At 73.3% G+C, this 25,753-nt stretch carries 19 protein-coding genes; 6 read left to right on the top strand and 13 right to left on the bottom strand.

Annotated features, from left to right (window positions below; translation table 11 throughout):
• Window positions 1-171: 171 nt before the first annotated feature.
• Window positions 172-1,521 carry a hypothetical protein gene (locus tag ABZ793_RS00005; protein ID WP_357449435.1) on the top strand — a complete coding sequence of 450 codons (1,350 nt, stop codon included), beginning with the start codon at window positions 172-174 and terminating at the stop codon, window positions 1,519-1,521.
• 537 nt (window positions 1,522-2,058) lie between these two features.
• Here ABZ793_RS00005 and ccsB read toward each other — a convergent pair.
• From ccsB to hemL, 6 genes are all read right to left on the bottom strand, one after another.
• Window positions 2,059-3,033, bottom strand: coding sequence for a c-type cytochrome biogenesis protein CcsB (gene ccsB / locus ABZ793_RS00010; protein WP_357449438.1), 975 nt, complete (start codon window positions 3,031-3,033; stop codon window positions 2,059-2,061).
• Window positions 3,033-4,688 carry a cytochrome c biogenesis protein ResB gene (locus ABZ793_RS00015; protein ID WP_357449441.1) on the bottom strand — a complete coding sequence of 552 codons (1,656 nt, stop codon included), beginning with the start codon at window positions 4,686-4,688 and terminating at the stop codon, window positions 3,033-3,035. The genes ccsB and ABZ793_RS00015 overlap by 1 nt, the downstream gene beginning before the upstream one ends.
• Window positions 4,688-5,515, bottom strand: a complete 828-nt coding sequence (locus ABZ793_RS00020) for a cytochrome c biogenesis protein CcdA (protein WP_357449444.1) — start codon at window positions 5,513-5,515, stop codon at window positions 4,688-4,690. Before ABZ793_RS00020 ends, ABZ793_RS00015 begins: the two co-directional genes overlap by 1 nt.
• Window positions 5,515-6,093, bottom strand: coding sequence for a TlpA disulfide reductase family protein (locus ABZ793_RS00025; protein WP_357449448.1), 579 nt, complete (start codon window positions 6,091-6,093; stop codon window positions 5,515-5,517). Before ABZ793_RS00025 ends, ABZ793_RS00020 begins: the two co-directional genes overlap by 1 nt.
• Window positions 6,093-6,740, bottom strand: coding sequence for a histidine phosphatase family protein (locus ABZ793_RS00030; protein WP_357449452.1), 648 nt, complete (start codon window positions 6,738-6,740; stop codon window positions 6,093-6,095). Before ABZ793_RS00030 ends, ABZ793_RS00025 begins: the two co-directional genes overlap by 1 nt.
• A gap of 64 nt (window positions 6,741-6,804) precedes the next feature.
• On the bottom strand, window positions 6,805-8,142 hold the full coding sequence (gene hemL / locus ABZ793_RS00035; RefSeq protein ID WP_357449455.1) for a glutamate-1-semialdehyde 2,1-aminomutase: 1,338 nt from the start codon (window positions 8,140-8,142) through the stop codon (window positions 6,805-6,807).
• 196 nt (window positions 8,143-8,338) lie between these two features.
• On the opposite strand from hemL, the gene ABZ793_RS00040 reads away from it, so the two are divergent.
• On the top strand, window positions 8,339-8,674 hold the full coding sequence (locus tag ABZ793_RS00040; RefSeq protein WP_357449457.1) for an STAS domain-containing protein: 336 nt from the start codon (window positions 8,339-8,341) through the stop codon (window positions 8,672-8,674).
• A 119-nt stretch (window positions 8,675-8,793) separates the two neighbouring features.
• On the opposite strand, the gene ABZ793_RS00045 is transcribed toward ABZ793_RS00040, so the two are convergent.
• Together ABZ793_RS00045 and ABZ793_RS00050 are read right to left on the bottom strand one after the other, a co-directional pair.
• Window positions 8,794-9,348 (bottom strand): response regulator, encoded by a 555-nt coding sequence (locus ABZ793_RS00045; protein WP_357449459.1) that lies wholly within the window; start codon window positions 9,346-9,348, stop codon window positions 8,794-8,796.
• Window positions 9,345-13,712, bottom strand: a complete 4,368-nt coding sequence (locus ABZ793_RS00050) for a HAMP domain-containing protein (protein WP_350701969.1) — start codon at window positions 13,710-13,712, stop codon at window positions 9,345-9,347. The genes ABZ793_RS00045 and ABZ793_RS00050 overlap by 4 nt, the downstream gene beginning before the upstream one ends.
• A gap of 281 nt (window positions 13,713-13,993) precedes the next feature.
• On the opposite strand from ABZ793_RS00050, the gene ABZ793_RS00055 reads away from it, so the two are divergent.
• Window positions 13,994-16,081: a SpoIIE family protein phosphatase gene (locus tag ABZ793_RS00055; RefSeq protein ID WP_357449464.1), complete on the top strand. Its 2,088-nt coding sequence runs from the start codon at window positions 13,994-13,996 to the stop codon at window positions 16,079-16,081.
• Between the two features lie 13 nt (window positions 16,082-16,094).
• Here ABZ793_RS00055 and ABZ793_RS00060 read toward each other — a convergent pair whose 3' ends face one another.
• Window positions 16,095-17,444 carry an FAD-binding oxidoreductase gene (locus tag ABZ793_RS00060; protein ID WP_357449467.1) on the bottom strand — a complete coding sequence of 450 codons (1,350 nt, stop codon included), beginning with the start codon at window positions 17,442-17,444 and terminating at the stop codon, window positions 16,095-16,097.
• 90 nt (window positions 17,445-17,534) lie between these two features.
• On the opposite strand from ABZ793_RS00060, the gene ABZ793_RS00065 reads away from it, so the two are divergent.
• The gene (locus ABZ793_RS00065) at window positions 17,535-19,631 is read left to right on the top strand and encodes a S9 family peptidase (protein ID WP_357449470.1); all 2,097 of its coding nucleotides are present in this window, start codon (window positions 17,535-17,537) and stop codon (window positions 19,629-19,631) included.
• A gap of 11 nt (window positions 19,632-19,642) precedes the next feature.
• Window positions 19,643-19,861, top strand: coding sequence for a hypothetical protein (locus ABZ793_RS00070; RefSeq protein ID WP_357449473.1), 219 nt, complete (start codon window positions 19,643-19,645; stop codon window positions 19,859-19,861).
• Window positions 19,862-19,922: 61 nt separating this feature from the next.
• Here ABZ793_RS00070 and ABZ793_RS00075 read toward each other — a convergent pair whose 3' ends face one another.
• From ABZ793_RS00075 to ABZ793_RS00085, 3 genes are all read right to left on the bottom strand, one after another.
• On the bottom strand, window positions 19,923-22,043 hold the full coding sequence (locus ABZ793_RS00075; protein ID WP_357449476.1) for a bifunctional polysaccharide deacetylase/glycosyltransferase family 2 protein: 2,121 nt from the start codon (window positions 22,041-22,043) through the stop codon (window positions 19,923-19,925).
• A 2-nt stretch (window positions 22,044-22,045) separates the two neighbouring features.
• Window positions 22,046-22,462, bottom strand: coding sequence for a hypothetical protein (locus tag ABZ793_RS00080; RefSeq protein ID WP_357449479.1), 417 nt, complete (start codon window positions 22,460-22,462; stop codon window positions 22,046-22,048).
• A 224-nt stretch (window positions 22,463-22,686) separates the two neighbouring features.
• Window positions 22,687-23,259, bottom strand: a complete 573-nt coding sequence (locus ABZ793_RS00085) for a TIGR03086 family metal-binding protein (RefSeq protein WP_357449483.1) — start codon at window positions 23,257-23,259, stop codon at window positions 22,687-22,689.
• Between the two features lie 31 nt (window positions 23,260-23,290).
• Between ABZ793_RS00085 and ABZ793_RS00090 the strand changes: the two genes are divergently transcribed.
• Window positions 23,291-24,139, top strand: a complete 849-nt coding sequence (locus ABZ793_RS00090; protein WP_357449486.1) for an AraC family transcriptional regulator — start codon at window positions 23,291-23,293, stop codon at window positions 24,137-24,139.
• A 74-nt stretch (window positions 24,140-24,213) separates the two neighbouring features.
• Here the strand turns inward: ABZ793_RS00090 and ABZ793_RS00095 are convergent, their stop codons facing one another.
• On the bottom strand, window positions 24,214-25,752 hold the full coding sequence (locus ABZ793_RS00095; RefSeq protein WP_357449488.1) for a SpoIIE family protein phosphatase: 1,539 nt from the start codon (window positions 25,750-25,752) through the stop codon (window positions 24,214-24,216).
• Between the last annotated feature and the right edge of the window lies 1 nt (window position 25,753).

Below are 25,753 nucleotides of genomic sequence, written 5' to 3' on the forward strand. Positions count from 1 at the left end.
ATCCGCCGCTACATCATCTGGCGGAACAAGAACGCCACCGACAAGCGCCTACGTCAGGTAGTCAACAGGGCGAACGTTGCCTGACGCGGCACTAGGATCATGGTTCGCCGATCGAGTCGGCGGTGATGTCCCACCGCGGCTCTGGACCGGCTCACCCCATGAAGGAGATCGATGAATTCTGTGCGCGTCTCGCGCGGCAGCGTTCTGCGCGCCCTGACCGTGCTGGCCGTGGTCACGGCGGGAGCCGGCGCGGCGGCCGCTCCGGCTGCGGCGCGAAACGACCCCGGCTGGGTCAGCGGCTGGCTCGGCGACGTCACCGTCGGCGCGGCCGGTGCGCCCGGCCGGACGGCGCCGCTGACCCTGACCAGCACCGGCGCGACCGACCCCCGGGTCACCGTCGACCTGACCGGTCTCGCTGGCGTCGCCGCGGCCAGCTTCCCCGACTGGTGCGTCGCCGAGGGCACCTCGGTGACCTGCCCGATGCCGCCGGGGGCGACCCCAGACGAGTTCGGCACTGTCGACGGCACGGTGCCGGTGGCGTTCCGCGCCGCGCCCGATGCCGTCGACGGCGCGACCGGCACGCTGGACTACACGGTGCGGGCCGAGGGGCTGGAGCCGTACACCCAACAGGCGACCGTCAGCGTGCGGTCCGGTCCCGACCTGCTCGATCTGGTCAACGAGTACGTGTCGGGCACCGAGGTCGGCGACGTCCGTGACGTCCCGGTGACCGTGGTCAACGCCGGTGACCAGCCGGCCGAGGACCTCAGGGTGACCCTCCGCTTTCCGGTGGGTCTGCATCCCGCCAGCTATCGGAACTGCCGGTACGGCACCGACCCCGTGCTCGCCACGGTGGTGGTCTGCACCGTGCGGGGCACCTTCACGCCGGGGGTCCGGCACGAACTGCGGCACGGCTTCACCACCACGGTCGGTCCGGCCGCCCTCGGCGACAAGCGCATCACCCAGTTCGTGGAGCCACTGGCCGCCGCAGGACCACTGCCCGACAACGTGCGGCTGACCCGTCGGGAGGCCGACCGCGCGCTCCGACTGCGGCCGGTCGGCGAGCCACTCGATCTAATCACCGCCGGCACCGCTTACGGCGGGACCTACCTGCGCGACATCCACGGTGCCTTCGACATCGTCGCCGAGGGCGCTGCCGTCACCGGTGCCGTCGGCGACACCGTCCGGGTGACCGTGGGGATCCGCAACGACGGTCCGGGTGTGCCGGACGGCACCAACTCCGGCGGCGACGCCGGCGCGTTGCTCTTCACCCCACCGGCCGGAGTGACCGTGCTGGCCAACCCGCCCGGCTGCGGGCCGACCAACCACGATGAGGGCGGCGCTCCGACGGCCTGGGTCTGCTGGCTGGGGGCAGTGTTCCCAGCCGGGGAGAGCTTCACGGTTCCGTTCGACCTACGGATCGACGGACCTCCGGGCGCCCCCGGCGAGGTCCGGCTGCACTACAGCTACCCGCGTCCGGACGACAATCCGGCCAACGACGCCGCCCCGGTCACCCTCGGCTGACCCGGGGCCCGCGCCACCCCTCGGCCCAACTGGGCCGGACGAGAAAGCCGGCCACGGGCGTCCCGTGGCCGGCCTTCCTCGTCCTCGGCGGGCAGGTGGCCGAGCTTGCGGCGTACCCCTCTCCCACACCGGCGCCCCGGCCGCCCCAGCCGGGCCGGGTGATGTCGACTGCCCTGTTCGCGTTCCGCCACGCCGGCCGCCTGATGGGGACGATTCCGTCGGTGCCGGGCGGCAGGACCACGCCGCCGGCTACCTCGACCAGTTCGCGCTGCTGCCGCACTATCCGCGGGCGACGTCAGCGGTGCTCGACGTCGCCGGCCACAACCTTTAGATCGAGCAGCCCGGCTGTTCGAGGCGCTGGTGGGCGAATGACTGGACCGGGTCGCTGTCGAACGCTGACGTCGCGCTCGGCTACCTTGAACGCCCCGATTACCGCCGAGAGACCGTCAGTTCGCGGCCCCGTTCCAGTCGGTCCAGGTCAGGCCGGCCCAGCGCACGACCCCACTTGTAGTTCTACATTTCGCTGCCGGGCGGTGATCAGTCGAGGCCGCCGTACGAGTGCAGGCCCTCGAAGAAGATGTTCACCCCGAACAGGTTCATCAGCATGGTGAGGAAGCCGGCGACGGCGAGCCATGCCACCACGTTGCGCTTCACGCTCGGCGTGGCCCGGGCGTGCAGGTAGCCGGCGTAGATCACCCAGGAGATGAACGACCAGGTCTCCTTCGGGTCCCAGCCCCACGGCCGGCCCCAGGCCGCCTCGGCCCAGATCGCCCCGCCGATCACCCCGAAGGTGAAGACCGGGAACGCGAAGGCGTGCAGCACGAAGGTCAGGCGCTCCAGGCTGGCCGCCGACGGAATCCGCTTCGCCAGCGTGTACGGGAAGCTCCGCTTGCCCTGCTCGTAGCCGAACCGCATCAGGAACGTCACCGCCGGCACCGCGCCGAGCAGGAAGATGCCGGAGGCGAAGACGACGGTCGAGACGTGGATGACGAACCAGTACGAGTTGAGCGCCGGCACCAACGGCACGATCGGCACGTAGAGCACCAGTTCGGCGGTCGCCAGCAGCAGCACCATCACCAGCGACAGGAACAGCCCCAGGCGGCGCAGCGCCGGCAGCTTCCAGAGCACCACCAGCCAGGCGGCGGCACCGATCCACGAGACCGTGAGCACGAACTCGTACATGTTGCCCCAGGGCATCCGGTCGGCGGCGATGCCGTGGGTGACCAGCGCCCCGAGGTGCAGCAGCGTCGCGATCGCGGTGGCGACGACGGCGATCACGCCGCCCAGCCGGGCCCGCCGGGCGGTACGCTCGGCCGCCGCCCGGTCGGCGTCGACGCCTGCCTCCAGGGTGACGCCCCCGGCCGCGCCGACGCCGGCCCCGACCAGTTCGCGGGCGGGTGCCGCGACGTGGGCGCGGGCGTTGCCGAGCGCGTACTCGACGGCGTGGCTGATCATCGCGACCAGGTACGCCAGGATCGCGAACGACACCAACTGGTCGGAGAGTGCGGACATCACTCGGCTCCTTCTCGCGATCCGGCCCGCTCGTCGCCGGCGCGATCGACACCGGCCCGCCCGTCCGGCCCCCCGTCACCGCTGACCGCGGCGACGAGCTGCGCGAACTCGTCGGCGAACCCTGGATGGTCGGTGCGCGGCAGGCCACCGGCCTCGACCAAACTACTACCGCCCGTCGGAGATCCACCCGCGGGGTCGGTCGGCAGCACCCGGAAGAAGACCCGACGGCGCCGGCCGAACAACGAGCCCAACAGCCCGACCAGCAGCACCCCGGAGCTGACCAGCAGCAGCGTGGAGCCCGGGTCGTACCGGACCGACAGGGTGATGTACGGCAGGCTGTCCAGGAACTCGACCTTGCTGCCGTCGTCCAGCGTCCAGGTTTCGCCCTTGCGGAGCAGCTTCGTGCCGACCTCCTTCACCTTGCCGGCCCGCACCTGCCGCTGGTCCAACTCGTAGATCGAGCCGGGGATGCCCGCGTCCAGCCCCAGGTTGCCCCGGTAGGCGACGAGGTTCAGCGCCGGGTTGCGCTCGGTCGGGTACTCGGAGCGGGCGAACGGCGCCGAATCCGGCGCGGTCGGCAGGTAGAGGCCCGAGAAGGCCATCTGGAGGTCCGGGTCCCGGCTGCCGGTGTCGGGGTCGACGTTGGCGTCCGGGAAGGCCGCCAGCCCCTCGCTGGTCAGCCCGATGTCACCGGTGGTCAGGAACGGCACGGCGCTGGTCTGGCTGCGGCCGAACCGGTCGGTGTAGCGAATTACCGGGGCGTAGCCGTGGCCGAGCAGGTAGACGTTCGCGCCGTCGAGGCGCAGCGGGGAGTTGACCGAGAACTCCGCAGGCCGCGGCGCACCGCCGGCCTCGTCCACGGTCACCCTGGCCGAGTAGAACTCCGGCTGGCCGGACTCCAGGAACCGGGCCTCGAAGTCGTCGAGCTGGATGCAGAAGTCCGGCAGGTCCTCGCTGCCGACCCGGGGGCCGAGCTTGCTCTCGGCGTACTGCTGCTGGGTGTTGCAGAACGCGTTGTCCTTGCCGGCGACCAGCAGCTTGTTGCCGTTCCAGCCGTACCAGGAGCCGAGCGCGACGCCGACCAGCACGACCACCATCGAGGTGTGGAAGAGCAGGTTGCCGGTCTCCTTGAGGTAGCCCTTCTCGGCGGAGACCTCGTCGCCGCGGACCGCCACGCGCCAGCGCCGTCGGCGCAGCGCCTCGGCGATCGCCGCCGCACCGCCCTCGGGGGCGGGCAGCACCGCGTGCTGCGGCAGCCGGTCCAGCCGCTTCGGGGCGGCCGGCGGCTTCGACCGCAGCGCTCGCACGTGGTCGCGCAGCCGGGGGGTGATGCAGCCGATCAGCGAGGTGAACAGCAGCAGGTAGATCGCCGAGAACCAGACCGAGCCGAACGCCTCGAAGGCGCCGATCCGGTCCAGCACTCGGGCCAGGTCGGGGTGCTCGGTGAAGTAGTCCCGCACGTCCTCCGGATTGACCCCGCGCTGCGGCAGCACCGAGCCGGGGATGGCGGCGACCGCGAGCAGGAACAGCAGCACCAGCGCCGTACGCATGCTGGTGAGCTGCCGCCACGAGTTGCGCAGCAGGGCCAGCAGCCGGTTGGGCCGACGCCGGGGCGCCTCGGCCGGCGTCGCCGGCCGCTCGTCCACGACGGTCATCAGATGCTCACCTCGCCCACCCCGACGGTGGTCTGCAGCCAGATCACGAAGTTCGTCCACCCGCCGGTGATCAGCGCGAGGCCGATCAGGATCAGCAGGGCCCCGCCGACCCGGGTGATCCAGCGGCTGTTGCGCCGGACGGCGCGGAAGACCCCGAGCAGTCGCTGGAAGCCCAGCCCGAAGACGACGAACGGTATCCCCAGCCCGAGGCAGTACGCCACGGCGAGTACCACGGCCCGGTCGGTCTGCCCCTCGACGGCGGCCATGCCGAGCACCGCGCCGAGCGTCGGGCCGACGCAGGGCACCCAGCTGAGCGCGAAGACCGCGCCGAACACCGGGGCGCCGAGCAGCCCGGCGGCGGGCAGCCGGTGGATCCGGAACTCCCGTTGCAGCCCGGGGACCACCCCGACGTAGCCCAGGCCGAGCACGACGATCAGCGCGCCGATGACGATCTCCAGCGTGCGCTCGTACTCGAAGAAGACCCGGCCGACGCCGGCGAAGAGGATCGCGGTGGCGGTGAAGACGACGGTGAAGCCGGCGATGAACAGCAGCGTGCCGGCCAGCACCCGGCCCTTCACGGCGGCGGCGGCCTGCGCGGTGCGCTCCCGCACCGCCACCCCGCCACCACCCGCGGGCTCCGTGGGCGACGGCGCGGGCCGCCGGCCCTCCAGGTCCGCCCCGGCGAGGCCGGTGACGTACGACAGGTAGCCCGGCACCAGCGGGAGCACGCACGGGGAGAGGAAGCTGACCAGGCCGGCGAGCGCGGCCGCGCCGATGGCGAGCAGCAGCGGACCGGACTGGGCGAGTTCCTTGAACGTCTCGCCCATCAGCGGGAACCGTTGGGGGCGGGCTGCTCGGCCGCGATCCGCTCGACGATGGGCTGGAGGCCCTCCTGCCTCACCGCCGCGCGGATGACGGCGGCGATCCGGCCGTCCCGGTCGAGCACGATGGTGGCCGGGATGGTGTTCGGCGGGATGTCCAGGGCGAGCGCGACCCGGCTGGGCGGATCGAACAGGCTCGGGTAGGTCACCCCGAACCGCTCCTCGAAGGCGATGGCCTTGTCCCGGCTGTCCTGGATGTTGACGCCCAGGAAGGTGACCCCGGAGCCCTTGGTGGCCTGGTAGGTCGTCTCCAGGTCGTCCGCCTCGGCGCGGCACGGGTTGCACCACGAGCCCCAGAAGTTGACCACGACGACCTGGCCGCGGTCCTTCGCCACGTCGTGGCTGCCGCCGGTGAGCAGCTCGCCGGAGATCTTCGGGGCCGCGGAGCGCTCGTCGGGCGCACACTCGATGACGCCCTCGGAGTTGGTGCCGCAGGCGTCCTCCCGGCTCTGCGAGGAGCAGCCGACCAGTGCCACCGTCGTGACGGCGGCGAGCAGACCCGCGGTCCACCTCCGGGCGTTCATCAGGCCCCCTTGGCTGTCCGGGCGGTCGCCGACATCGCGATCAGGTGCGCGGCCGGCTCGGAGTAACCGATGCCGACCACCTTGGCGCCGTCGAAGTGGAAGGAGGTGAGGCTGGCCAGCCCGCACTGACGCCGGCGCGGGTCGTGCCAGAGCCGCTTGCGCTCGACGTGGCGGCGCAGCGTCCAGATGGGGAGCTGGTGCGAGACGAGCACCGCCTCGCGCCCCTCGGCGGCCACCCGGGCGGCGTGCAGGGCGGCGAACATCCGCTCCGCGATCGCGCGGTAGGCCTCGCCCCAGGACGGGGTGACCGGGTCCCGCAGCACCCACCAGTTGCGCGGGTCGCGGAACGAGCCGTCGCCGGGCGAGACCTTCTTGCCCTCGAACCAGTTGGCGCTCTCGATGAGCCGCTCGTCCACGCCGACCGGCAGCCCGAACTGCGCGGCGATCGGCTCCGCCGTCTGCTGGGCGCGCTCCAGCGGGCTGGCCACCACGTGCACGACCTCCCGCTCGGCAAGCCCCTGCGCGGCGGCCTTGGCCATCTGCACGCCGAGCTCGGAGAGCCGGAAGCCGGGCAGCCGGCCGTAGAGGATGCCGTCCGGGTTGTGCACCTCGCCGTGCCGCAGCACGTGGACCACCGTCTTGCTCACCGCTGCGCCCCCTTCGTTCGCGACTGCGGGGCTCGCAAACCCGGCTCACTCCTCGCGCTCACCGCTACCCCCCGTGACCTGCCGCTGCCGCCGCGTTGGCCGCCACCGGCAGGGCGGCGGCGATCTGCTCCAGAGCGGCGTCGTCCAGCGCCGCCGACACGAACCACGCCTCGAACGCGCTCGGCGGCAGGTAGACGCCGCCGGCGAGCATCGCGTGGAAGAACGCCTTGAAGGCCGGCACCTGCTGGGTGCGGGCGCTGTCGTAGTCCACCACGTCGGCGTCGGTGAAGAAGATCGAGAACATGTTGCCCGCGTACGACAGCCGGTGCGGCACCCCGGCGGCGGCGAGCGCGTCGGCGGCGAGCTTGCTCACGACGGCGGCCGTCTCGTCGAGCCGGCGGTAGAGCGCGTCGTCGGCCAGCCGCAGGGTGGCCAGGCCGGCGGCGCAGGCGAGGGGGTTACCGGAGAGCGTGCCGGCCTGGTAGACGGGCCCGGCGGGGGCCAGTCGCTCCATGATCTCCGCGCGCCCACCGAACGCCGCGGCCGGCAGCCCACCCCCCATGACCTTGCCGTACGTCCACAGGTCGGCGTCGGAGGCGTCGAGGCCGTGCCAGCCGGCGCGGGAGACCCGGAACCCGGTCATCACCTCGTCGACGATGAGCAGCGCGCCGTGCGCGTGTGCGATCCGGGCGATCTGCTGGTTGAAGCCGTCGCGCGGGGCGACCACGCCCATGTTGCCGGCGGCGGCCTCGGTGATGATCGCGGCGATGTGCTGGCCCTCGGCGGCGAACGCCTGCTCCACGGCGGCGACGTCGTTGTACGGCAGCACGATCGTGTCGCCCGCCGCCGCGCCGGTCACGCCGGGCGAGTCGGGCAGGCCGAGGGTGGCCACGCCCGAACCGGCGGCGGCCAGCAGCGCGTCGGAGTGCCCGTGGTAGCAGCCGGAGAACTTGACGATCCGGGGGCGGCCGGTGAAGCCCCGGGCCAGCCGGATCGCCGACATGGTGGCCTCGGTGCCGGAGTTGACCAGCCGGACCTGCTCGACCGGGGTGCGGTCGACGATCTCGGCGGCCAGCTCGACCTCACCCGGGGTGGGGGTGCCGAAGCTGGTGCCCCGGGTGGCGGCGACCCGGATCGCGTCCACCACCTCGGGGTGCGCGTGGCCGAGGATCAGCGGGCCCCAGGAGGAGACCAGGTCGACGTAGCGCCGGTCGTCGGCGTCGTAGAGCCAGGGCCCCTCCCCCCGGACCATGAAGCGCGGTGTGCCGCCGACGGCACGGAAGGCGCGCACGGGGGAGTTCACCCCGCCGGGCACGATTGCCTTGGCGCGGTCGAACAGGGCCTCGGAGGCCGGCGCGTCGGCCGGGTAACGGCCGGATCCGGCGGGAAACATATCGGTCACGATGCCGCCATTGTGTCAGCGCCGGGCGGCGAATCGGCAGGCACCCCGGACCGGGGTTACCAGGCTCACCCGCCCCGGCCTCCCGTGCGGTCTCGCCGCGCCCTTCCGGGGCTCAGGGTCGGCGGTGCTCCCGCTCGATGGGTGCGGCACCCCGGCTCGACAGGCCGGGTCGCCGGGATCGCGCTAGGCTGACCCGGTGGATCGTGCCGAACTGTCCATCACGCTACACCGGACGGGCGACGAAGCTGTGCTGCGCCTGGCCGGTGAGATCGACATGCTCACGGCCACCCAGCTGTCGACCGTCGTCAACGAGGTGCTCGCCGATCCGCCGCCGCGGATCGTGCTCGACCTCGGCGGCGTCACCTTCTGCGACTCGCAGGGACTGGGCACCCTCGTCGTGCTCAGTCGGAAGGCCAGCCACGCGCAGAGCCTCCTAATCCTGACGAACGTCGGCGACTTCCTGCTCCGCGTCCTGGACATCACCGGCCTCCGCAGCGCCCTGATGATCCGCAACGACCAGACCACGGCCTGACCCGCTCCCCCGGCCGGCCCTCGCGATCTTGCACTTTCGGTCCCTGATTTGTTCACCTTTGCGCTCTTTGTCGCGGGCGAGAAATGCAGGATCGACGCGGGGTCAGGGGCCGGAGTGGGTCAGGGGGTGTTGCCCCAGCGGGCCTGTTCGAGAAGGTCGACGGCGCGGTCGCGGGCGTCCGGGTCGTCCGTCCGCAGCATCGCGGTGGCCTCGTCGACCGCGTCGGTGAGCACCCGCCACTGCGCGTCGCGCTCCCGCACCAGATCCGACTGGGCCGCGAGCTGCCGGGTCTTCACCCACAGCTCCACGAAGACCGACACCTTGGCCCGCAACACCCACGGGTCGAACGGCTTCGTGAGGTAGTCGACCGCGCCGACCGCGTAGCCGCGCAGCGCGAGCTGGGCGTCCCGGTCCGCGGCGGTGAGGAAGATGATCGGCACGTGCCGCGTACGCTCACGCCGCTTGATGTGGCTCGCCGTCTCGAAGCCGTCCATGTCCGGCATCTGGGCGTCGAGCAGGATCACCGCGAAGTCGTCGACCAGCAGCTGCTTCAGCGCCGCCTCGCCGCTCTCCACTGCGACGGACTGGACCGGCAGCCCCTGGAGGATCGCCTCCAGCGCCATCAGGTTCTCCCGGCGGTCGTCCACCAGGAGCGCTTTGGCCATCTGGGTCACGAACTCTCCTCGGCTCGGCTGCCGCTGATCCAGGACGACATGAGTTCGATCAACTCGTCCAGGTCGACGGGCTTGGTGATGTAGTCGGTTCCCCCGGCCGCCAGCGCCGACTCGCGGTCGCCGGGCATGGCCTTCGCGGTCAGGAAGACGATCGGGAGGTCGGCGAACCGGTGGTTGCGCCGGATCTGCCGGGTCGTCTCGTAACCGTCCTGATCGGGCATCATCGCATCCATCAGGACGATGTCCACTTCCGGATGCTCGGCCAGGAGGCGGACGCCGTCCGCCCCGTTGTCCGAGTACAACACGGTGAGCCCGTGCAGTTCCAACGCGCTGGTCAGCGCGAAGACGTTCCGGACGTCGTCGTCGACGATCAGCACGGTGGCCCCCTCGAGTCGCCGGGTGGCCGGCGTGGAGGCCGGCTCGGGCAGCTCCGGCGGCGGCATCAGCAGCGACGACGGCAGCCCCGCCCGGGCCGGCGACGGCGGCAGCGGAGCCACCACCGCGTCCGGCGCGAGCACGTCCGGCACGAAGAGGGTGAACGTCGAGCCCTGCCCGGGCGCCGACGACACGACGATGCTGCCGCCCAACAGCCGGGCCAGGTCCCGGCTGATCGACAGGCCCAGCCCCGTACCGCCGTAGCGGCGGCTGGTGGTGCCGTCGGCCTGCTGGAACGCCTCGAAGATCAACGACAGCTTGTCGTCGGAGATGCCGATCCCGGTGTCGACCACCGTGAACGCGATGACCTGCCGCGCGTTGGTCAACGCCGGCACGTCGAAGGCCGTGTTCTCGGGCGCCGGCGCGATCCGCAGCGTCACCGCGCCGTTGTCGGTGAACTTGACCGCGTTGGAGAGCAGGTTGCGCAGGATCTGCTGGAGCCGCTGGGCGTCGGTGACCAGGGCCGGCGGCAGGTCCTTGCTGATCCGCACCTGGAAGTCCAGGCCCTTCTCGTCGGCCTGCGGCGCGAACGCCTGCTCCACGTAGCTGCGGATCTCGTCGAACCGCACCTCGGTGGGCTCGACGTCCATCCGCCCCGCCTCGATCTTGGACAGGTCCAGGATGTCGTCGATCAGCGACAGCAGGTCGGAGCCGGCGCCGTGGATGGTCCGGGCGAACTCGATCTGCTTCGGGGTGAGGTTCTGCTCGGAGTTCTCGACCAGCAGCCGGGCCAGCAGCAGCAGGGAGTTCAGCGGCGTACGCAGCTCGTGGCTCATGTTGGCCAGGAACTCCGACTTGTACGCCGACGCCCGGGTGAGCTGCTGGGCCTTCTCCTCCAGGCCGAGCCGGGCCAGCTCGATCTCGCGGTTCTTGGTCTCGATGTTGCCCTTCTGCTCGGAGAGCAGCTGCGCCTTGTCCTCCAGCTCGGCGTTGGTGCGCTGGAGTTCGGCCGACTGCTCCTGCAACTCGTGGGCGAGCCGCTGGGACTGCGCGAGCAGTTCCTCCGTACGCCGGTTGGCCTGGATGGTGTTGACGGCGATGCCGGTGGTGAGCACCAGCCGCTCCAGGAAGGACAGGTGCAGCTCGGAGAAGGGCGTCACGCTGGCGAACTCGATCACCCCGAGCAGCTCGCCCTCGAAGAGCACGGGCAGCACGACCAGGTCGGCCGGCGGGGTCTCGGCGAGCCCGGAGCGGAGCATCAGCCTGCCGTCCGGCGTCCCGCCCATCCGGATCGTCCGGCGGGAGAGGGCGGTCTGGCCGACCAGCCCCTCGCCGGGCCCGAAGGTGACGTCGTGCCCCCGGGCGACGTAGCCGTACGAGGCGGTCAGCCGCAGCCGCATCACGCCCTCGGAGGTGTCCGCCAGGAAGAACGCGCCGAGCTGCGCGTCGACCAGCGGGGTCACCTCCATCATGATCATGCGGCAGACCTCGCCGAGGTCGCGTTGGCCCTGGAGCAGTCCGCCGATGCGGGCCAGGTTCGAGTCGAGCCAGCCCTGTTCGGCGTTCTTCTTGGTCGTCTCCCGGAGGGTGACGATCATCTGGTTGATGTTGTCCTTCAGCTCGGCGACCTCGCCCTGCGCCTTGACCGCGATCCGCTGGGTCAGGTCGCCCCGGGTCACCGAGGTGGAGACCTGCGCGATGGCGCGCAGCTGGGTGGTGAGGGTCGAGGCGAGCTGGTTGACGTTCTCGGTGAGGTCCCGCCAGGTGCCGGAGACGCCCTTCACCTGCGCCTGGCCGCCCAGCTTGCCCTCGATGCCCACCTCGCGGGCGACGCGGGTGACCTCGTCGGCGAACGACGAGAGCTGGTCCACCATCGTGTTGACGGTGTTCTTCAGCTCCAGGATCTCGCCCTGCGCGTCGACCGTGATCTTCTGCGACAGGTCGCCGTTGGCGACGGCCGTGGTCACCGAGGCGATGTTGCGCACCTGCGACGTCAGGTTCGACGCCATCGAGTTCACGTTGTCCGTCAGGTCCCGCCACGTACCGGAGACGCCCTTCACCTGGGCCTGACCGCCCAGCTTGCCCTCCGTACCCACCTCGCGGGCCACCCGGGTCACCTCGTCGGCGAACGACGACAGCTGGTCCACCATCGTGTTCACGGTCGACTTCAGCTCCAGGATCTCGCCCTGCGCGTCGACCGTGATCTTCTGCGACAGGTCGCCCTTCGCGACGGCGGTGGAGACCTGGGCGATGTTGCGCACCTGGGCGGTCAGGTTGGACGCCATCGAGTTCACGTTGTCCGTCAGGTCGCGCCAGGTGCCGGCGACGCCGCGCACCTGGGCCTGGCCGCCCAGCTTGCCCTCCGTGCCCACCTCGCGGGCCACCCGGGTGACCTCGTCGGCGAACGACGACAGCTGGTCCACCATCGTGTTGACCGTCGACTTGAGCGCCAGGATCTCGCCGCGGGCGTCCACGGTGATCTTCTGGGACAGGTCGCCCTTCGCCACCGCCGTGGTCACCGAGGCGATGTTGCGCACCTGCGACGTCAGGTTCGACGCCATCGAGTTCACGTTGTCAGTCAGGTCCCGCCACGTACCGGAGACGCCCTTCACCTGGGCCTGACCGCCCAGCTTGCCCTCCGTACCCACCTCGCGGGCCACCCGGGTCACCTCGTCGGCGAACGACGAGAGCTGGTCCACCATCGTGTTGACCGTGTTCTTCAGCTCCAGGATCTCGCCCTGCGCGTCGACCGTGATCTTCTGGCTGAGGTCGCCCTTGGCGACGGCGGTGGAGACCTGGGAGATGTTGCGGACCTGGCTGGTCAGGTTGCCGGCGAGCTGGTTGACGTTCTCCGTCAGGTCGCGCCAGGTGCCGGAGACGCCGCGCACCTGGGCCTGACCGCCCAGCTTGCCCTCGATGCCCACCTCCCGCGCGACCCGGGTCACCTCGTCGGCGAACGACGAGAGCTGGTCCACCATCGTGTTGACGGTGTCCTTGAGCTCCAGGATCTCGCCCTGCGCCGCCACGGTGATCTTCTGCGACAGGTCGCCCCGCGCCACCGCCGTGGAGACCTGGGCGATGTTGCGCACCTGCGACGTCAGGTTCGACGCCATCGAGTTGACGCTGTCGGTGAGGTCCTTCCAGGTGCCCGCCACGTTCGGCACGTCGGCCTGGCCGCCCAGCTTGCCCTCGGTGCCCACCTCGCGGGCCACCCGGGTCACCTGCTCGGCGAAGAGCCGCAGCGTGTCGGTCAGGTAGTTCATCGTGTCGGCCAGCTCGGCGACCTCGCCGCGCGCCCCGACCGTGATCTTCTGCGACAGGTCGCCCTTGGCCACCGCCGTCGCCACCTGGGAGATCGACCGCACCTGGCCGGTCAGGTTCGACGCCATGGTGTTCACCGAGTCGGTGAGGTCCTTCCACGTGCCGGCGACGCCGCGCACGTCGGCCTGGCCGCCCAGCTTGCCCTCGGTGCCCACCTCGCGGGCCACCCGGGTCACCTCGTCCGCGAACGACGAGAGCTGGTCGACCATCGTGTTCACGGTGCGCCCGATGCGCAGGTACTCCCCGCGCAGCGGCCGGCCGTCGATCTCCAACGCCATGTGCTGGGACAGGTCGCCCTCGGCGACCGCCACGATGACCCGGGCGATCTCCGTGGTGGGCCGGCCGAGGTCGTCGATCAACGAGTTGACGGCCCGCTGGCCCTCCGCCCAGGAGCCGTCCAGCCCCTCGTCGTCCAGGCGCTCGGTGAGCCGGCCGTCCCGGCCGACGATCCGGCTGATCCGCCGCAGGTCGAGGTACTGCCGCTCCTGGAGCGAGACGACCTCGTTGAAGGCGTCCGCGACCTCGCCGGCCCGGCCCGCCCGTCGGGGCAGCCGGACCTTGAGGTCGCCGCGGCCGACCCGCCGCAGCGCCTCGGTCAGTTCGACGAGGAGCGCCTCGTGGTCGGGCGCGGATGGATCCGCGGTCGCCGACTGTTTCGCCGTGGTCATCATTCCTCGCTCAGCTCGGGGCCACCGACTCCTGCGACGCAGGCCATCCCATCATTGTGCCCGCGACGTCGCCGCCGCCACGTCTGCGCGACCGCTCGCCACGCGCGGCAATCATCCTGCCCGTCCCGTTCCGCCCCGTCTGCACGGCCGGTCGCCACAGGCGGCAACCGTCCGGTTCCGGCCCGTCCTGCCGCCGGCCGCCACGCGCGACCCGACGCCCTCCGCGCCGCTCGTCCGGCACCGGCTTGGCAGCCGAGCGGACGGCGGTGGAGGATACGAGGGTGTCAGCGGAGACGGGGCCCGCGGAGACCAGGGGCCGAGACCAGCACGTCCGGCGCGTCCGGCTCCCCGCCGACCGGCGTACGCCCGCGGCGGCGCGGGCGCTGGTGCGCTCGGTGCTCATCGAGGCACACCTGGACGAGCTGGTCAACGAGGCGCTGCTGCTGACCACGGAACTCTCCACCAACGCGGTGGAACACGCCCGCACCGAACTGGACATCGAGGTCGTCGCCGACCCGGACGGGCTCACCGTCACCGTCTCCGACTTCGCGGCCGGCCCGGTGGACGAGCTGACCGTCGGAGTCCGCAACGACGCCACGGACATCGACGAGATCTCCGAGCGCGGCCGGGGCCTGCTGCTGGTCGACCACTTCGCCAACCGCTGGGGCACCACCTACCTGCCCACGGGCAAGGGCGTCTGGTTCCGGCTGGACCGGCCCGACCCGGCCAGCGACGGGGAGACCCACGCCGGGCGGGAGACGGCGCCGAGGGTCGCGGCCGCCGGGGGTGGCGCCGCCGCGACGGCGGAGAGCTCCGCGCCGAGCGCGGGGGCGATGAGCGAGTTGATGCAGACCACCCCCGACCCGTACGCCGAGGACCCGCTGCCCGACTTCGCGACCGGTCTGCTCACCCGGGTCGCCGAGATGGTCGGCGCGGCCGGCGGGGTGGTCCGGCTGGACCGGGGGGACGGACAGGGCGCCCAGGTGCTGGCCCGGTACGGCCGCCAGCCCCGGCCCGGCAACGAGCTGCTCCGGGTGCCGCTGGCGGTGCACCGGCCGTACAGCGGGGAGCTGGAGCTGGACGCGGCGCCGTCGGCGTACGCCCGGCCGCTGGCGGTGCTGATGGCCGAGCGGCTCTCGCTGCACCTGGAGAACGACCGGCTGCGCCGGGCGGACGTCCGCCGCCAGGCCTGGCTGACCTTCCTCGCGGAGGCCAGCGAGCTGCTCGCGCAGTCCCTGGACGTCGAGCTGACGATGGCGCTCATCCCGCAGCTCGTGGTGCCACGGCTCGGGCAGTGGTGCGCGGTGCACACCACCGACGAGTGGGGCCGGCTGCGCCTCGCGGCGGCCAGCCACGCCGACGAGTCGGTGCTGCCCCACCTGCACAAGGTGCTCCAGGAGACCGGCCCGGAGTCGGTCCAGGCCCGGCTGCGGGAGGCGTCCCGCAACGGCACGCAGATGCCGCTCGGCGCGCCGATGGAGGGCTTCGCGGTGCCGCTGATCGCCCGGGGGCAGCGCCTCGGCACCCTGGCCGTCGGCCGGCACCAGCGGCACCGGCACGACCCGGACGAGGTCGCCGTGCTGGAGGACGTGGCGCGGCGGGCGGCGCTGGCGATCGAGAACGCCCGGATCCACGCCGAGCGCCGCCGGGTCGCGCAGACCCTCCAGCAGTCGCTGCTGCCGCCGGTGCTGCCCGTGGTCGAGGGCATCGGCTTCGCCGCCGAGTACGTCCCGACCGGCGACGACGCCGACGTCGGCGGCGACTTCTACGACGTGGTGCCGCTGCCGGACGGGCGCTGGCTGGTGGTGGTCGGCGACGTCTCGGGCAAGGGGGTTCAGGCGGCCACGGTGACCGGTCTGGTCCGCGACGTCATCCGGGTGCTGGTCGGCGACGGCAAGCCGCTGCCGGAGGCCCTGGCCCGGGTCAACGAGACGCTGGTCGAGCGGGGTGGCGGGCGGTACTGCACGCTGGCCCTCGCGGCGGTCGGGCCGGGCGACGGCACGCAGCTCGACGTGTCGTTGCACCTCGCCGGCCACGACCGGCCGGTGCTGCTGCGCTCCGGCGGCGGGGCCGCCTTCGTCGGCGCCGGCGGCACGGCGCTCGGGCTGCTCGACGCGATCACCTCGCCGACGGCGGAGATCCCGCTCGAGCCGGGCGACTCGCTGGTCTTCTACACCGACGGGGTCACGGAGCGGCGGCGCGGCCGGGAGCTGTTCGGCACCGACCGGCTGCGCGACGCGGCCGCCCCGCTCGCCGGCTACTCGGCCGACGTGGTGGCCGCCCGGCTCCGTTCGACCGCGCTCGGCTTCTCGGCCGAGGCGCCCCGCGACGACATCGCCATCCTGGTGCTCCGCAACGACGCTGCCTGACGACGCGGCCTCGTCAGAGGCCGCCGGGGAGGCGGCCCGGGGCGAGGCGGTGGTGGGGGTCGAGGTGCTCCTTGGCCGCGCGCAGCCGGGGCAGCCCGGCCAGCTCGCCCCACAGGTCGACGGCCCGCCGGACGGCCGGCGGCGCGGAGAGCACCACGCACCGCCCCTGCCGGGCGAGGAGCACCCCGCGGACGGCGGCCAGGATCGAGGCCACCCGGTCGGGAGCCATGGCGCCGGGCAGGGCCGCGTGCACGACGCCCAGGCCGGCGGAGCCGCGCACCGGGACGGGCGCGCCGGCGGCGTCGCGCAGCGCGTAGACGGCGGCGTGCAGGTCGGCGATCGGCACCTCGATCCGCAGCGCCGTGTCGCCCGGGCCGAACGGGTAGCGGCGCCACCACTCCGGCGCCGAGTGGCTGACCCCGGACCTGCCGCCGAGGAGCGTGACCAGGCGGTCGGCCCGCTCGGCGACGTCGGCCGGGCCGCCCTCCAGCAGCACCGCGAGCCGGCCGGCGCCGGCCGGGCCGAGCGCGGCGCGCCCCGCCATGGACGGGTGTCGTGCCATCGACTCGGCCCGGCCGTCCTGGCGCGGCCGGGGTCCCGCGCCGGCCGGCAGGTCCAGCTCGACCGCGGCCGGGTCGAGGCGCGCGGCGAGCACCGTGCGGACGAGGTCGTGCACCTCGAGCGGGGTCCAGACCGGCCGGGTGACCCAGATCCGGCCGGCCGGCACGGCCTGCACCCGCAGGGTCGCGGAGACCAGCACGCCGAGTGCCCCCTGCGAGCCGCAGAGCAGCCGGGCCAGCTCCAGCCCGTCGACGCCGCCGCCGGCGTTGACCAGCTCGCCGTCGGCGTCGAGGTAGCGCACGCCGAGGAGCTGGTCGCACGGGCTGCCGTGGCGGTGCCGCAGCGGGCCCGCCTCGCCGGCGGCGAGCACGCCGCCGAGGGTCGCGCCGGGCGAGGGGGCGTCGACCGCGAGCCGGTGCCCGGTGCGTTCGAGCGTGGCCTGCACCGCGCGCAGCGGGGTGCCCGCGCCGACCTCGGCGGTGGGCGCGCCGGTCGGCTGGTGCCCGATCCCGGCGAGCCGGCCGGTGTCGAGCATGATGTCGACCCGGTCGGGGGCGGCGCCCCAGTCGATCTTCGTGCCGGCGCCGCGCGGCACGACGGTCAGGTCGTGCCGGGCCGCCAGCCGCAGCACCTGGGCGGCGGCGTGCGGGCCGCCGGGCACGGCCACCCAGCGGGCCGGGCGGCCGGCCACCTCGTCGGCCGGGCCCGCGAGGCGGGCGAACGGCGGGCCGCAGATCTCCGTCAACCGCCGGGTGATGTCGAGGGCTCCGGGTCGGTCGGTGGAACTCGCTGCTGCCGCCATGCCGGTCATCGTACACATGTTCGAAAGATGTGGCGGCGGGTCGACCGACGAGGCCACCCGGAGGGCGACCCGCGCCGGTAACGTGACGCCGTGACCACCGAGACCCCCGTGCCCACGGCGAAGCGGGTGCCCAGCGAGCGCACCCACCACGGCGACACCGTCACCGACGAGTACGCGTGGCTGGCCACCAAGGACGATCCGGCGACGATCGCCTACCTGACCACCGAGAACGCGTACACGGAGGCCCGGACGGCGCATCTCGACGGGTTGCGCGCCGACCTGTTCGAGGAGACCCGCCGGCGCACCCAGGAGACCGACCTGTCGGTGCCCAGCCGCAAGGGCGGCTACTGGTACTACACCCGCACCATCGAGGGGCAGCAGTACGGCGTGCAGTGCCGCCGGGCCGTCCGGGACGGCGAGACCGACCCGCCGGTCAGCGCGGACGGCGCGCCGCTGGAGGGCGAGGAGGTGCTGCTCGACGGCAACCTGCTCGCCGAGGGGCACGACTTCTTCGCGCTCGGCGCGTTCGACGTCAGCCCCGACGGGCGGTGGCTCGCATACTCGACGGACTTCTCGGGCGACGAGCGGTTCACGCTGCGGGTCAAGGACCTCTCCACCGGCGAGTTGCTGCCCGACGAGGTGCCCGACACCTTCTACGGCACCGCCTGGTCCGCCGACGCCTCCGTGCTGTTCTACGTGACCGTGGACGAGGCGTGGCGGCCCAACCGGGTCTGGCGGCACACCCTGGGCACCCCGTCGAGCGAGGACGTGGTGGTCCACCAGGAGGACGACGAGCGTTTCTGGGTCGGCGTCGAGCTGACCCGCTCCGAGAAGTTCGTCATCATCGACATCCACAGCAAGATCACCAGCGAGGTGCTGGTGATCCCGGCCGGCAACCCGACCGGCGTGCCCGCGTCCGTGGCCCCCCGGCGGCAGGGCGTGGAATACACGGTCGAGCACCACGGCCACCGCTTCCTGATCCTGCACAACGACGGCGCCGAGGACTTCGCGCTGGCGTACACCTCGGCGGACACGCCCGGCGACTGGGTGCCGCTGATCGAGCACTCGCCCGGCACCCGGCTGGAGGCGGTGGACGCCTTCGCCGACCACCTGGTCGTCTCGCTGCGCAGCAACGGGCTGACCGGGCTGCGGGTGCTGCCGATCGGCGGCGGCGACGCCTTCGACATCGACTTCCCGGAGCCGCTCTACAGCGTCGGCCTGGACAGCAACCCGGAATACCAGACCAGGCAGATCCGGCTGCGCTACACCTCGCTGGTCACCCCCGACTCGGTCTACGACTACGACCTGGTCACCCGGCAGATGGTGCTGCGCCGGCAGAAGCCGGTGAAGCCCGGACCGGACGGTCGGGCGTACGACCCGGCCGACTACGAGCAGCACCGCGACTGGGCGCTCGCCGACGACGGGACGCGGGTGCCGATCTCGCTGGTCTGCCGGGCCGGCACGCCGAAGGACGGCTCCGCCCCCTGCGTGATCTACGGCTACGGCTCGTACGAGGCGAGCATGGACCCGTGGTTCTCCATCGCCCGGCTGTCCCTGCTGGACCGGGGCGTCATCTTCGCCGTGGCGCACATCCGCGGCGGCGGCGAACTGGGCCGCCGCTGGTACGACCAGGGCAAGCTGCTGGCCAAGAAGAACACGTTCACCGACTTCGTCGCCTGCGCCCGGCACCTGGTCAAGGCCGGCTGGACGGCGAGCGACCGGCTCGTCGCCCGGGGCGCCTCGGCCGGCGGGCTGCTGATGGGCGCGGTGGCCAACCTCGCCCCGGACGCGTTCGCCGGGATCGTCGCGCAGGTGCCCTTCGTGGACGCGCTGACCTCGATCCTGGACCCGTCGCTGCCGCTGACCGTCACCGAGTGGGAGGAGTGGGGCAACCCGCTCGACGACCCGGAGGTGTACGCGTACATGAAGTCCTACACCCCGTACGAGAACGTGCGGGCGGTGGACTACCCGGCGATCCTGGCGGTGACCAGCCTCAACGACACCCGCGTGCTCTACCACGAGCCGGCGAAGTGGATCGCCCGGCTGCGGGCGGTCGCCCCGCAGGGCGACTACCTGCTCAAGACCGAGATGGGCGCCGGCCACGGCGGGCCGAGCGGTCGCTACGACGCGTGGCGCGAGGAGGCGTTCATCAACGCCTGGATCCTCGACCGTCTCGGCCGCGCCTGAGCCACGGCGGGGTGACCGGAACGCACGGGAGCCGGGCGGAGGACGATCCGCCCGGCTCCCCGGACGGAGACGGCGACCGGGGCGACGCGGCGGCGGAGCCGGGCGTGGCCCGGCGCGGGCCGACCTGGGTGATCCTCGCGGTGGTCGCCGCCGCCCTGCTGGTCTGCTGCTGCTCGGCGGTGCTCGGGCTGGCCCTCTCCTGGTCCGCCGGCCTGTTCGGTCCGCGCTGACGGCGCTGGCGACCGGCACGCCGGGTACGACGTCTCCGCCCGCCGGTTCCGGTCGGCCGGGTCAGCGGGGAGTGGGGATCAGGGCCGCCGCCTCGCCGGTGCGTGCCATCCGCTGCCAGCGCAGCCGGTTGCCGATCAGCGCGGTGACCACCGACTGCACCACCACCAGGTACATCACCTGCCGGTAGATCAACTGCTGGAACGGCAGGCTCCACAGCGGGCCGGGGCGTTCCCGGTCCAGCCGCAGCGCGTACGCGGCGGTGGCCGCCTGGAGCAGCAGCAGCCCCGCCCAGGCCAGCACCAGCGTCGACCAGGGCAGGAACATCAGGCCGTAGACGGCGTAGACGTCCACCGCCGGGGCGGCCAGCGGCAGCACGATCTGGAACACGGTCAGGTACGGCAGGCCGCGCCGGCCGAGCCTGCCGCCGGCGCCCCGCTCGCGCAGCGCGTGCCGGTGCTTCCACATCGCCTGCATGGTGCCGTAGCACCAGCGGTAGCGCTGCCGCCAGAGCTGCCGCAGCGAGGAGGGCGCCTCGGTCCAGGCGATGGCGGCCTCCTCGTAGACCACCCGCCAGCCGGCCCGCAGCACCTTCATGGTGAGGTCGGTGTCCTCGGCGAGCGTGTCCGCGGGCACCCCGCCGACGGCGAACAGCACCTCGCGCCGGAACGCCCCGATCGCGCCGGGGATGGTCGGCATGCACTCCAGCACGTCGTACATCCGGCGGTCGAGGTTGAAGCCGATCACGTACTCCAGGTGCTGCCAGCGGCCGAGCAGCCGGCGCCGGTTGGCGACCTTGGTGTTGCCGGAGATCGCGCCCACCGTCGGGTCGGCGAAGCCCTGCACCAGCCGGCGCACGGTGTCCGGCTGGAAGACGGTGTCGCCGTCGACCAGCACCAGCAGGTCGGCGCGGGCGACCCGGATGCCCGTGTTCAGCGCCGCCGGCTTGCCGGCGTTGGCCTGCCGGATGACCCGCACCCCGCGCAGCCCGAGCCGCTCGACGATCCCGGCGGTGTCGTCGCTGGACCCGTCGTCCACGACGATCACCTCCAGCGCCGGGTAGTCGCTGGCGACCAGCGACCGGACGGTCGCGGCGATGTTCGCGGCCTCGTTGTACGCGGGCACGATCACCGACACCGGCGCGGTGATCGCCGGCCGTGCCCGCCCCGGTCGGCGGACCCGCCGCACGTGCACCTGGGCGCAGATCACCTGCACGACCAGCCGGGCCACGCCCAGCACCAGCGCGAGCCCGAGCAGCAGGTCCATCGCCCCGGCCAGCCAGCCGGCGCCGGCCTGGGTCCACCGGAGGGCGTGGCCGGCGAGCCGGCTGCCCCCGCCCGCCGGCACCATGGAGGCCGGTGCGTCGATCCCCTCCGAGACCGTGGTGAACCGGTAGCCCTGCTCGGTCAACGCGGGCAACAGCCGGTCGAGGGCGGCCACCGTCTGGGCCCGGTCGCCGCCGCCGTCGTGCATCAGCACCACCGCGCCGCGCCCCCGTTCCGGGGTGGCGGCCTCGACGATGGCCGGCACGCCGGGCCGCTGCCAGTCCTTGGTGTCCCGGTCGGCGAGCACGGCGACGTGGCCGGTGCCGGCGGCGGCGCGCAGCGCGGCGTACTCGGGGCCGGTCAGCGCCGACGGGTGCGACGAGAACGGCGGCCGGAGCAGGGTGACCTCGCGGCCGACCGCCCCGGCGACCGCCTTGCGGGTGAGCGAGAGTTCCAGGTCCCGCCGCCAGCCGGCGGCGGCGCCGAGGTCGGCGTGGGTGAAGCTGTGCGAGCCCAGCTCGTGGCCCTCGGCGAGGATCCGGCGGACCAACTCGGGGTGTTCGTTGACCCGGGCGCCGACCACGAAGAAGGTGGCGCGCGCGCCGTGCCGGCGCAGCGCGTCGAGCACCTGCGGCGTCCACCGCGGGTCCGGCCCGTCGTCGAAGGTCAGCGCGATCGTCCGGTCGGGCATGACGCGGCTGACCGGCCGATCCTGGTCGAGCCGCAGCACCGGCCCGCCGGTGGCGACCTCCTTCGGCACCGCCGGCCCGGCGGACGTGTCGGCTCGCGCCCCGCCGGAGCCGCCGGCCAGCCCGGTCACCAGGCCGTCGACGGTGAGCGCCGCGAGCAGCAGCGCCAGCCCGAGCAGGAGCAGGATCCAGTGTGCCCGCGGGTCACGGCGGGCGACGTGCCGCGCCACCGCTAGCTCGGCTTGCCCGGGGAACGGCTGGGCTTCGCGGTGCGCCGCTCGTCGCCCTGGCCGGGCTGTTCGGAGCGGGTCGGCCGGGCGGTGGGAGCGCCGGTGGCCGGGGCGGTGCCGGCCGTGCGGGTGGGCTCCGGGGCCGAGGTGCTGGTCAGGGGTGACGGACGGGGGCCGGTCGGCGACGCGCCGCCCAGCTCGCCGCGGCCGTCCACCTCGGCTTCGAGCGGTGCCGCCGGGCGGCTGTCCGACCAGCCGGGCAGCGACACCGACGAGTCCATGAAGAGGCCGGCGGCGATCAGGCCGAGGCTGGTGAGCAGGCCCAGACCCATCGCGGTGCCGGCGATCACCGTGAGCCGGCGGCGACGCCCGGTCCGGTCGACGAACACCGGCGGCGCTCCGCCTGGCTGGTTGTGCATCTGTTGAACTCCCGCTGCCACACGCGACGGGCCTTCCGGCCCAGGCCAGGGCCCGTCCGGCCGGGCCTCCAGAGCAAACAGCGCCCATGTCGCCGCCGGCGTTACACAGCTCAGGTTCCCCACAGTTTCTCCACCACCGCGCCGAGGAACAGCAGGCCGGGCGGCAAGGAGGCCCGGGCGGCGGCGAGCCGTCCGGGCCGGTGAGGCTCAGGCGGTCGGGCCGGTCAGGCGGTCGGGGGCCAGCCGGGGTCGCGGCCGGTGTGGCAGAGCAGCCGGTCGAACTCCGGCAGGTCGGCGGCGCTCGACACCGGTTCCGCGAAGACGCCCATCTTCCGGGCCTGCGGCCCGAGCTGTCCCACCAGCTCGTGCAGCGCGGCCGTCGCCTCCGGAGCGGGCCGGTACGGCTGGCCGGTGGCGACGGCGAGGTCCCAGCCGTGCACCGTCAGGTCCAGCAGCACCATGCCGCCGACCGTGGTCTGCGGCATGCCCATCCCCGGCGAGACGCCCTCCAGCGAGGACGGGTCGGACCAGGCGTCGACCAGCCGCCGCGTCTCGGCCTCGAACCGGTCGCGCCAACCGTCCGTGAGATGCCCGGGCCCGTCCGCCCATTCGACGGGGCGCTTCGCCGCGAGGGCCTGGAAGTTCACCACCACCTGGAAGAGGTGGTCGAGCAGGTCGCGCACCGCGTACTCGCGGCAGGGCGTCGGCAGGTCGAGCTGGTCGTCGGCGATGCCACGCACCACCGCCACGGTCGGTGGCGCGGCCACCGCCAGCAGGTCACTAGTCTGGGTTGCCATACGGCCAGCGTATGAGGATGGTCTTGAAGAAATGCGACAGCAGCCGCGCGGGGACAGCCGGGGCATCCTGGACCCGGCCCGGCTGCTGCGCCAGGTCCGCTTCCGCCGACACCTGCCCGCCGTGGCGCTCCGGCCGTACGTCGAGCACTACTGGCTCGTCGACTGGGAGCTGACCGAGCCGCTCACGCAGCAGGTCGTGCCGCACCCGGCGGTGAACGTGGTGTTCCGGCGCGACGGCGACGGCCCGGAGACCGCCGAGGTGGCCGGCGTGGGGCGGAAACTGTTCTCGATCACGCTGTCCGGCGTCGGCCGGGTCAGCGGGGTCCAGTTCCGGCCGGGCGGCTTCCGGCCGTTCTGGCGCGGGCGGTCGGTCGCCGAGCTGACCGGGCGGCGGTGGCCGGTCCCGTCGCTCGCCGACCGCTGGCCGCCGGCCGCCGCCCTGGTCGCCGCCGCGTCGGCCGCCGAGGGGCCGCCGCCCGCCGGCCGCTGCGACGGTACGGACGCCGAGCGCCGCCGGGCGCTGGACGACCTGCTGCTCGGCTGGGCGCCGGCGGCCGACCCGGTCACCGACGAGGTGATCGGCCTCGTCGAGGCGATCCGCGCCGACCGGACGGTGCTGCGGGTGGACGACTTCGCCCGGCGGCACGGGCTCTCCGTCCGCCGGCTGCAACGCCTGTTCCTCGCGCACGTCGGCGTCGGCCCGAAGTGGGTGATCCGCCGGTACCGGCTCCAGGAGGCCGTCGAGCAGGCCGCGGGCGGCCCGCCGGACTGGGCGGCGCTCGCGGCGGACCTCGGCTACAGCGACCAGGCCCACCTGGTCCGCGAGTTCACCGCCGTCATCGGCGTCTCGCCGGCCGCATACGCCCGCTCGGTCGGCTGACGCCCGCCCCGCCTGCCGGCGTCAGGACGGGCCTTCCACAGCGCCAGCCGTCGACAGGGTGCCTTTCCCGCGCGTCAGCGGCGGCGGAGGGCGACCACGGCGACGTCGTCCTGGATCTCCGGCGGGGCCAGCTCGACCAGGAGCCGCTCGCAGAACCGGTCCAGGTCGTCGTCGATCCGCCCGGCGGCCGCGGCCAGGGCGGCCAGCCCGTCGTCGATCGTGGTGTCCCGCCGCTCGATCAGGCCGTCGGTGTAGAACACCAGCGTCGCCCCGACCGGCAGCACGAACTCCAGGTCGGGCGGTCGCTGGGCGCGCACCCCGAGCAGTGGCGCCGAGTGCTGCACGAACTCCACCTTGCCGTCCAGGCTGAGCACCGGCGGCAGGTGGCCGGCGCTGGCCAGCCGGACCCGGCCGGTGGGCGGGTGCAGCAGCAGCAGGCAGATCGTGGCCAGCTCCGTGGGGAGCAGGGTGCGCATCAGCTCGTTGACCCGCTCCAGGATCTCGCCCGGCTGGTGTCCCTCCACCGCGTACGCCCGCACCGCGTGCCGCAGCTCGGCCATCACGGTCGCGGCGTGCAACGAGTGGCCCGCCACGTCGCCGATCGCCAGCAGCAGGTGGCCGTCGAGCATCACCAGCTCGTAGAAGTCGCCGCCCACCTCGGTCTGCGCGCTCGCCGGCTCGTAGCGCACGGCCAGGTCGAGCCCGTTGATCTCGGGAATCCGGCGCGGCAGCAGGCTGCGCTGGAGGGTGACCGCGATGCGGTGCTCCTCGTCGAAGGAGCGCTGCGCCTCCACCGCCGACGCGACGGCCTGGGCGAGCTGCACCAGCACGGGGGTGCGGGCGGTCTGCGTCGCGGTGGGCACGACGACGTAGAGCGGCGGGCGGTCCTCGCGGAGCCGGGTCGCGGCCACCGTGACCGTGTCCCCCGCCGGCCAGTCGACCAGGCCCCAGCCGGCCGGATCGTCCACCCGGACCGTCGTCCCGATCGGCACGCCGCTGTCGTCCACGAGCCACGGAACGAGCGTGACCGTGCCGCCGGGGCCGCCCGCGATCCCGGCGACGCAGTCGCCGTCGAACGTCTCGGCGATCACCGCGGCGGGGCTCTTGAAGATCTGGGCCGCCCCGGCCGCCGCCGCCTCCAGCAGTCGCGCGAAGTTGGGCGCGGAGTGCATCGCCACCGTGGTGTCGGCCAGCCCGAGCAGCCGCTCGGCGAGCAGCTCCGCCCGCTGCCGCGCCCAGTAGTAGCGCAGCACCGCGTGCGCGGTGGCGACCAGTTCCTCCGGCTCGATGGGCTCGGCCAGGTACGCGTCCGCGCCCCGGGTCAGCCCCTGCGCCCGGTCCACGACGTCCACCGCGTGGGCGGACACGTGGATCACCGGGATCGCCGGGTGCGCAGCCTTGATCCGTTCGCAGACCTCGAACCCGCTCAGGTCGGGCAGCCGCACGTCGAGCACCACGAGGTCGATCGGGTCCACGCCGACGCGGGCCAGGGCCTCGCCGCCGGTCTCCGCCTCCAGCACGGTGAAACCCGCGCGGGAGAGCCAGCTGACCAGCAGGTACCGCTTGGTGCGACTGTCGTCGACCACCAGCACGGTCGCCGGGCCGCCCTCCACC

The sequence above is a fragment of the Micromonospora sp. NPDC047465 genome (assembly GCF_040643125.1).
GTDB lineage: Bacteria > Actinomycetota > Actinomycetes > Mycobacteriales > Micromonosporaceae > Micromonospora.

Coding starts and splice junctions, on each gene's coding strand:
- ABZ793_RS00005 (WP_357449435.1), top strand. CDS start 172: ATGAATTCTGTGCGCGTCTCGCGCGGCAGCGTTCTGCGCGCCCTGACC.
- ccsB (WP_357449438.1), bottom strand. CDS start 3,033: ATGTCCGCACTCTCCGACCAGTTGGTGTCGTTCGCGATCCTGGCGTAC.
- ABZ793_RS00015 (WP_357449441.1), bottom strand. CDS start 4,688: ATGACCGTCGTGGACGAGCGGCCGGCGACGCCGGCCGAGGCGCCCCGG.
- ABZ793_RS00020 (WP_357449444.1), bottom strand. CDS start 5,515: ATGGGCGAGACGTTCAAGGAACTCGCCCAGTCCGGTCCGCTGCTGCTC.
- ABZ793_RS00025 (WP_357449448.1), bottom strand. CDS start 6,093: ATGAACGCCCGGAGGTGGACCGCGGGTCTGCTCGCCGCCGTCACGACG.
- ABZ793_RS00050 (WP_350701969.1), bottom strand. CDS start 13,712: ATGACCACGGCGAAACAGTCGGCGACCGCGGATCCATCCGCGCCCGAC.
- ABZ793_RS00060 (WP_357449467.1), bottom strand. CDS start 17,444: ATGGCGGCAGCAGCGAGTTCCACCGACCGACCCGGAGCCCTCGACATC.
- ABZ793_RS00080 (WP_357449479.1), bottom strand. CDS start 22,462: ATGCACAACCAGCCAGGCGGAGCGCCGCCGGTGTTCGTCGACCGGACC.
- ABZ793_RS00085 (WP_357449483.1), bottom strand. CDS start 23,259: ATGGCAACCCAGACTAGTGACCTGCTGGCGGTGGCCGCGCCACCGACC.
- ABZ793_RS00090 (WP_357449486.1), top strand. CDS start 23,291: ATGCGACAGCAGCCGCGCGGGGACAGCCGGGGCATCCTGGACCCGGCC.